Source organism: Rhizobacter sp. P3_B12 (assembly GCF_056402895.1).
In genome coordinates, this window is record NZ_JBFUGN010000206.1 from 1 (window position 1) to 7,838 (window position 7,838).

7 protein-coding genes are annotated in these 7,838 nt (G+C 71.2%); 5 read left to right on the plus strand and 2 right to left on the minus strand.

Annotated features, from left to right (window positions below):
* The 3 genes from AC1D01_RS13430 to AC1D01_RS13440 all read left to right on the plus strand — a co-directional run.
* On the plus strand, positions 1-617 hold a 617-nt coding region (locus AC1D01_RS13430), incomplete at its 5' end, for an anti-sigma factor family protein (protein ID WP_477866948.1).
* Positions 618-635: 18 nt separating this feature from the next.
* Positions 636-2,231: an AmpG family muropeptide MFS transporter gene (locus tag AC1D01_RS13435; RefSeq protein ID WP_477866950.1), complete on the plus strand. Its 1,596-nt coding sequence runs from the start codon at positions 636-638 to the stop codon at positions 2,229-2,231.
* 40 nt (positions 2,232-2,271) lie between these two features.
* On the plus strand, positions 2,272-3,165 hold the full coding sequence (locus AC1D01_RS13440; protein WP_477866952.1) for a M48 family metallopeptidase: 894 nt from the start codon (positions 2,272-2,274) through the stop codon (positions 3,163-3,165).
* On the opposite strand, the gene AC1D01_RS13445 is transcribed toward AC1D01_RS13440, so the two are convergent.
* Both AC1D01_RS13445 and hemE read right to left on the minus strand, forming a co-directional pair.
* The gene (locus tag AC1D01_RS13445; RefSeq protein WP_477866958.1) at positions 3,162-5,228 is read right to left on the minus strand and encodes a primosomal protein N'; all 2,067 of its coding nucleotides are present in this window, start codon (positions 5,226-5,228) and stop codon (positions 3,162-3,164) included. The two genes, AC1D01_RS13440 and AC1D01_RS13445, sit on opposite strands and share 4 nt — an antisense overlap.
* Before the next feature lie 370 nt (positions 5,229-5,598).
* Positions 5,599-6,657: a uroporphyrinogen decarboxylase gene (gene hemE, locus AC1D01_RS13450; RefSeq protein ID WP_477866954.1), complete on the minus strand. Its 1,059-nt coding sequence runs from the start codon at positions 6,655-6,657 to the stop codon at positions 5,599-5,601.
* A 48-nt stretch (positions 6,658-6,705) separates the two neighbouring features.
* Between hemE and cysK the strand changes: the two genes are divergently transcribed.
* Both cysK and AC1D01_RS13460 read left to right on the plus strand, forming a co-directional pair.
* Positions 6,706-7,626 carry a cysteine synthase A gene (gene cysK, locus AC1D01_RS13455; RefSeq protein WP_047501615.1) on the plus strand — a complete coding sequence of 307 codons (921 nt, stop codon included), beginning with the start codon at positions 6,706-6,708 and terminating at the stop codon, positions 7,624-7,626.
* On the plus strand, positions 7,623-7,838 hold a 216-nt coding region (locus tag AC1D01_RS13460), incomplete at its 3' end, for a response regulator (RefSeq protein ID WP_477866956.1). The genes cysK and AC1D01_RS13460, both read left to right, overlap by 4 nt.

The window sequence follows — 7,838 nt, forward strand, 5'->3', positions numbered from 1 at the left end:
AGGCGGCAGCGCCGTGGTGGCAGGGCCGCGGCCAGTGGGCGGCGGCGCTCGCGATCTTCGCGCTCGGCGGCTTGATCGGCGCCGGCGCGATGTGGCGGGTGCAGCCGGCGCGCGCAGTCGTGGCCCAGGCACCGGCCGGCGGCTGGGTGCAGCGCGCGGCGTTGGCCCACAGCGTCTACGTGCCGGAGCAGCGCCACCCGGTCGAGGTGGCGGTGGCCGGCAAGACGGCCGAGGAAAGCCGCGCCCAGGAGGAGCACCTGTCGCGCTGGCTGACGCGGCGCCTGAACGTGCCGGTCAAGCTGTTCGACCTGCGCGAGCAGGGCTACGAGCTGGTCGGCGGGCGGCTGCTGCCCGACGGCGCCGGGGCCGGGCCCGGTGCGCAGCTGATGTACCAGGCCACCGGCGGCACGGCCCGCGTCACCGTCTACCTGCGCAAGCCCGATGAGGCCGCACCGGCCGCGTTCCGCTTCGAGCGCGACGGCGACGTGAACCTCTTCTACTGGGTCGAGGCCGGCACCGGCTACGCGCTGGCCGGCAGCCTGCCGCGCGAGCAGCTGCTGGCGCTGGCCGAGGCGATCTACCGGCAGCAGCCGCTGCCCGCTTCCGCACCGAAGTGACTCCCTAGAATCGGGCCCATGTCCGATTCCGCTTCCGTGCAGCCCGCGCTGCCGTCCTCCCGGGCGGCCGTCGCCTTCCGGCTGCTGGTCGTCAGCGTGCTCGGCTTCGCGTCCGGCCTGCCGCTCGCGCTGACCGGCCAGGCGATGCAGGCCTGGCTCAGCGTCGAGGGCATCGACATGGCGACCATCGGCTTCCTCAGCCTGGTCGGCCTGCCCTACACCTTCAAGTTCCTGTGGGCGCCGCTGATGGACCGCTTCGAGCTGCCCTGGCTCGGCCGGCGCCGCGGCTGGCTGGTGCTGACGCAGCTGGCGCTGGCCGGCGCGCTGCTGCTGATGGCCACCACCTCGCCCGGCAGCGCGACGCGCAGCTTCGCGCTGCTGGCGGTGCTGGTCGCCTTCGTGTCGGCCTCGCAGGACGTGGTCGTCGACGCCTACCGCACCGACCTGCTGCCCGCCCGCGAGCGCGGCCTGGGCTCGTCGCTCTACGTGCTCGGCTACCGGCTCGCGATGATCCTGTCGGGCGGYGTCGCGCTGATCTGGGTCGATCCGACACAGGGCGGCGGCTGGTCCTGGCCCGACGTCTACCGCGTGATGGCCGGGCTGATGGTCGGCGCCGCGGTGCTGTCGGCGGTCGCGCTGCCGCGGCTGCCGCTGACGCTGCGGCCGTCGTCGGTCGCGCGGCAGGACGTGATCGGCTTCGGCGCGGTGCTGTGCGCGGTCGCGCTCGGCTTCGTGCTGAGCGAGCGCTTCGGGCCGCCGATCGCCGCGGCCGTGCTGTCGCCCTGGTGGGCCGGCAGCAGCCTGCCGGCCGCGCTGCAGCAGCGCTGGACCGAGCTGCTCGCGCTGCTGCTGGGCATCGCGTTCACGCTGCCGCTGGCCGCGTGGGCGGCGCGCGCGGCGCGCTTCGAGACGCTGCTCGGCGGGCTGCGCAGCTACTTCGTGCAGCCGGGCGCCGGCGCCTTCCTCGCGTTCATCGTGCTCTACAAGCTGGGCGATGCGTTCGCCGGCTCGCTGATGACGCCGTTCCTGCTGAAGGCGATGCAGTTCGGCCCGGCCGAGGTCGGCGTCGCGAACAAGCTGATCGGCCTGTGGCTGACGATCGGCGGCGCGCTGCTCGGCGGCGCGCTGATGCTCAAGCTCGGGCTGTGGCGCGCGCTGCTGCTGTTCGGCGTGCTGCAGATGCTCAGCAACCTCGGCTTCTGGTGGCTCGCCGGCCACGGCCACGGGCTGCTGCCGGGGGTCACGATCCCGGCCTTCGACTGGACCATCGTCTGGCTGAAGCAGGCGACGCCGGTCGACGGCGGGCTGCTGATGGTGATCGCGCTCGAGAACATCACCGGCGGCATGGGCACGACCGCGTTCGTCGCGTTCCTGATGAGCCTGTGCAACCAGCGCTTCACCGCGACGCAGTACGCGCTGCTGAGCGCGTTCGCGTCGGTCGGCCGCGTCTGGGTCGGCCCGGTGGCCGGCGTCACCGCCGAGACCATCGGCTGGCCGACCTTCTTCCTGCTGTCCACCGTGCTCGCGCTGCCGGCCTTGCTGATGCTCGTGTGGCTGCGCGCGCCGGTGCAGGCGCTCGAGGTCGATCCGACACAGCTTCCCGTCGATGATTGAGTCCGGGAACCGCAACCCCATCTGCCAGTCTGAACCTGCCATGAACCACGACGCCGACCTCCCCCTGATCACCTGCGGCTGCGCCTTCCATGCCCGCCGCCGCTTCGCCGCGACGCTGGCCGCCGCCGGCGCGACGCTGGCCGTGCCGGCCTGGGCGCGCGACGGCGTCGACGTGGGCGGCGAATCGCGCTTCACGAAGCTGGTGTCGGCCGACCAGATCGAGCAGGCTGCCGCGCAGCAATACGCGCAGCTGAAGCAGCAGGCCGCGCAGCAGCGCGCGCTCGGCCCCGACAGCCACCCGCAGGTGGTGCGGCTGCGCGCGATCTCGCAGCGCATCATCCCGTTCAGTTCCGAGTGGAACGAGCGGGCGAACCGCTGGAAATGGGAGGTCATCCTGATCGGCTCGAAGCAGGTCAACGCGTTCTGCATGCCCGGCGGCAAGATCGCGTTCTACACCGGCATCCTCGAGCAGCTGCAGCTGACCGACGACGAGGTCGCGATGGTGATGGGCCACGAGGTCGCGCACGCGTTGCGCGAACACGCCCGCGAACGCATGGGCAAGAACCTGGCGACGCAAGGGGCGATCGGGCTCGGCGCCGCGATCCTCGGGCTCGGCAGCATCGGCCGCTCGGTGGCCGACATGGGCGGCCAGCTGCTGACGCTGAAGTTCGGTCGCGAGGACGAATCCGAGGCCGACCTCGTCGGCATGGAACTGGCCGCGCGCGCCGGCTACGACCCGCGGGCCGGCGTCAGCCTGTGGAACAAGATGGCGCAGGCCAGCAAGGGTGCGCCGCCGCAGTTCCTGTCGACCCACCCGTCGGGGCCGACCCGCATCCGCGACATCGAGGCCAACCTGCCGCGCGTCGAGGGGCTGTATGCGAAGGCCGCGAAGCCGGCGCAGCGCTTCGAGCCGCCCGCCAAGAAACAACCCTAGATCGCCAGCGGATCCACGTCCAGCGCCCAGCGCAGCACGCCCTTGTGCTCGCTGCGCAGCGACGGCAGGCTCGCCACCCAGGCGCTCAGCACCCGCTGCAGCACCCCGCGCGACGGCCCCTCCATCAGCATCTGCATGCGCTCGACGTTCGCGACGCGGGCGATGCTGGTCGGCACCGGCGGGTAGATCAGCAGCTGGTCGGCGCCTTCGAACCGGTTCGCGAGGTCGGCCGCCGCCTGCAGGAAATCGCGCGCCGCCTGCGCGGTGCGCGCCTCGGCCCGCAGCAGCGCGAGGTGCGTGAACGGCGGCAGCCCCGCCATCTCGCGCTCCTTCAGCTGCTGCGCCGCGAAGGCCGCGTAGTCGTGCGTGCGCAGCGCCTGGTACAGCGCATGCTGCGGGTGCCAGGTCTGCACCCACATCTCGCTCGCGCCCGATTGCGCCGCATCGCGCCCGGCCCGCCCTGCCGCCTGCATCAGCAGCGAGAACACCCGCTCCGGCGCCCGGAAATCGCTGCTGAACAGCGCGCTGTCGGGGTCGACCGCCGCCACCAGCGTGATGCGCCGGAAATCGTGCCCCTTGGCCACCATCTGCGTGCCGACCAGCACGTCGACGTTGCCGTCGTGCACCGCCGACAGTTGCGCCTCGAGCGATCCCTTCAGCTTCGTCGAGTCGGCATCGATGCGCACGATGCGCGCGCCGGGCAAGGCCTGCGCGAGCTGCTCCTCGAGCCGCTCGGTGCCGCGGCCCATCGGCGCGATGTCGAGGTTGCCGCAATCGGGGCAGGCGCGCGGCACCGGCTGCGTCAGGCTGCAGTGGTGGCAGCGCAGCGTGCGGTCGACGCGATGGAACACGCGGAAGGCGCTGCAGTTCGGGCAGCCGCTCTTCCAGCCGCATTCGCCGCAGTGCAGCACCGGCGCATAGCCGCGCCGGTTCAGGAACAGCATGCTCTGCTCGCCGCGCTCGAGCCGCTTGCCGAGCGCCGCCACCAGCTGCGGCGACAGCGCGGTGCTGATGCCCTTGATCTTGGGCAGCAGGTTCATGTCGACCAGCCGCACCGCCGGCAGCGTGCCGCCGCCGATGCGCTGGCCCATCGTCAGCCGCACGTAGCGGCCCTGGTCGGCGCGCTGCCAGCTCTCGATCGACGGCGTGGCCGAGCCGAGCACCACGCAGGCGCCTTCGAGCTTGCCGCGGTACACCGCGAGRTCGCGCGCCGAATAGCGCGCGCCTTCCTGCTGCTTGTAGGACGGGTCGTGCTCCTCGTCGACGACGATCAGCCCGAGGCGCGGCAGCGGCGCGAACACCGCGAGCCGCGTGCCCAGCACCAGGTCGGCCAGCCCGAGGTGCGCCGCGAGCCAGTGCTTGAGCCGCTGCGCCGGTGTCAGGCCGCTGTGCAGCGAGACGATGCGCCGCGGCACCGGCCCGCTGCCGAAGCGCTCGGCGAAGCGGGCCTCGAGCTGCGGCGTCAGGTTGATCTCGGGCACCAGCACCAGCACCTGCTGGCCGGCGGCGAGCGCCCGCTCCGCGGCACGCAGGTAGACCTCGGTCTTGCCGCTGCCGGTCAGGCCGTGCAACAGCACGACCGGCGCCGCGCCCGGCGTGTGCAGCACCTGCAGCTGCTCGAGCACCGCGGCCTGGTCGGCGTTCAGCTCGGGCGCGGCCGGCGCGGCGGCCGCCGGCGCGGGTTCCGCGGCCATCGCCTTGCGCAGGCGCGCGACGCGGTTCGCGAGCTGGTCGTTGTCGAGCTTGCGCAACTCGGGCGGCAGCACCGCCAGCGCCATCTCGCCGACGCTGCGCTGGTAGTACGCCGCCGCGAAGCCGACCAGCTCGCACCAGCGGGTGCTCAGCGGCGGCAAGGCGTCCAGCACCTGCGCGATCGGCTTCAGCGCCAGCGTCGGCTCGCTGCTCGCCTCGCCCGGCCAGACGATGCCGGGCACCTCGCGCCGGCCCAGCGGCACGCGCACCAACGTCCCCGGCGAGAGCGGGCGCTCGCTTGTGTAGTCGAGTGTGCCCTGCAATCCGCTGTGCTGCGGGGTCTCGACCGCCACCGGCAAGGCGGTGGCCAGCTCGGCGGCCAGCGGGGGCGAGTTATCGGTCAAAGCTAGAGGGCCCCTCAGAAAATCCGTCTAAGTCGCTGATACACAAAGCGTTTTGGAGCTTTCCCCGCGTTCTGTGGATAACTTTGTGGGAAACCTGCAGAGAGCTGCGCTAAGTTCTTGATCTGCTTGGCCTCCGCTTGCGTTGCTCACTTTAGCGGCAGTTTTCAGACCCAATGAAATCAACGACTTAGCGCGTGCACCACGATCTGGCAGTCGCCTTCGTTGACGCAAGAGCGGCCATTCGTCACATTCAGCGTTTTGGGGATAAGTCAAGCACTGTGCAAACGTACCTGGGGAAATCACTCCCCCCAGAAGACCGGGGCTTTGTAACCGCGATTCAGCGCCGCGAGGCCTCGTGCACCGCGTCGACCAGCACCGACACGTGCTCCGGCGGCGTGTGCTGGCTGATGCCGTGGCCCAGGTTGAAGATGTGGCCGGTGCGGTCGCTGCCATAGCTCTGCAGCGTGCGCTCCACCTCGGCGCGGATCTGCGTCGGCGGCGCGAACAGCACGTTCGGGTCGAGGTTGCCCTGCAGCGCGACGCGGCCGCCGATGCGCTGGCGCGCCTGGCCGAGGTTGACGGTCCAGTCGAGGCCGACCACGTCGGCGCCGCTGCCGGCGATCTCCTCGAGCCACGGGCCGCCGCCCTTCGTGAACACGATGTGCGGGATGCGCTGGCCGTCGTGCTCCTTCTTCAGCTGGCTGAGCACGCGCTGCGTGTAGGCCAGGCTGAAGGCCTGGAACGCGCCGTCGGCCAGCACGCCGCCCCAGCTGTCGAAAATCATCACCGCCTGCGCGCCGGCCTCGATCTGCGTGTTCAGGTACAGCGCGACCGCATCGGCATTGATCGAGAGCATGCGGTGCATCAGGTCGGGGCGGCTGTACAGCATCGTCTTCACGAGGCGGTAGTCGTCGGAGCCGGCGCCCTCCACCATGTAGCAGGCGAGCGTCCACGGGCTGCCCGAGAAGCCGATCAGCGGCACGCGGCCGTTCAGCGCGCGGCGGATCGACGTGACCGCGTCGAACACGTAGCGCAGCTTGTCCATGTCGGGCACGGCCAGCTGGTCGACGGCGGCCTCGTCGCGCACCGGCGAGGCGAACTTCGGCCCCTCGCCGAGCGCGAAGCTCAGGCCCAGACCCATCGCGTCCGGGATGGTCAGGATATCGCTGAACAGGATGGCTGCATCCAGCGCATAKCGTTCGAGCGGCTGCAGCGTGACCTCGGTGGCGTAGTCGGTGTTGGTGGCGAGGCCCATGAAGCTGCCGGCCTTGGCGCGCGTGGCGCGGTACTCCGGCAGGTAGCGGCCGGCCTGGCGCATCAGCCAGACGGGCGTGTGGTCGGTGGGCTGGCGCAGGCACGCGCGCAGGAAGGTGTCGTTCTGGAGGGCGGCGTACATCGGCGAATTATCGCGCCCATAATTTGCGGTCCAACGACGGAGGTCCCCATGCTCGCATCGAATGTCCTGCAGACGGTCGGCAACACGCCGCACATCCGCATCAACCGCCTGTTCGGCGGCACGCACCAGGTCTATGTGAAGAGCGAGCGCTCCAACCCGGGCGGCTCCATCAAGGACCGCATCGCGCTCGCGATGGTCGAGGCGGCCGAGGCGAGCGGCGCGCTGAAGCCGGGCAGCACGATCATCGAGCCGACCTCGGGCAACACTGGCGTGGGCCTCGCGATGGTCGCCGCGGTGAAGGGCTACAAGCTGGTGCTGGTGATGCCCGAGAGCATGAGCGTCGAGCGCCGCCGCCTGATCCTGGCCTATGGCGCGACCTTCGTGCTGACGCCGCGCGAGAAGGGCATGAACGGCTCGATCGCGCGCGCCAACGAGCTGGTGGCCGAGACGCCCGGCGCCTGGATGCCGCAGCAGTTCGACAACCCGGCCAACATCGACATCCACGTGCGCACCACCGCCGAGGAGATCGCCGCCGATTTCCCGAGCGGCATCGACGCGCTGATCACCGGCGTGGGCACCGGCGGCCACATCACCGGCTGCGCGAAGGTGCTGAAGGCGCGCTGGCCGAAGCTGAAGGTGTTCGCGGTCGAGCCGACGCTGTCGCCGGTGATCAGCGGCGGCAAGCCGGGCCCGCACCCGATCCAGGGCATCGGTGCCGGCTTCATCCCGAAGAACCTGCACGTCGACCTGCTGGACGGCGTGATCCAGGTCGACCCCGAGGCCGCGAAGGAGATGGCCCGCCGCGCCGCCCGCGAGGAAGGCCTGCTGGTGGGCATCTCGTCGGGCGCGACGCTGGCCGCGATCGCGCAGAAGCTGCCCGAGCTGGCGGCCGGCGCGACGGTGCTCGGCTTCAACTACGACACCGGCGAGCGCTACCTGTCGATCGAAGGCTTCCTGCCGACCGAATGAAGCCGCGCATCCTGATCGTCGAGGACGAACCCGGCATCGCCGACACGCTGCAGTACGCGCTGCGCACCGACGGCTTCGAGCCGGCCTGGGTCGCGACCGGTGAAGAGGCGGTCGCGCAGGTGCAGGCCCAGCCACCGGCATTGGTGATCCTCGATGTCGGCCTGCCCGACGCGAGCGGCTTCGAGGTGTTCAAGCGCATCCGCGCGCTGGCC

Excerpts from the sequence above, each read along its gene's own strand:
- AC1D01_RS13440 (WP_477866952.1), top strand. The coding sequence starts at position 2,272 with ATGAACCACGACGCCGACCTCCCCCTGATCACCTGCGGCTGCGCCTTC.
- cysK (WP_047501615.1), top strand. The coding sequence starts at position 6,706 with ATGCTCGCATCGAATGTCCTGCAGACGGTCGGCAACACGCCGCACATC.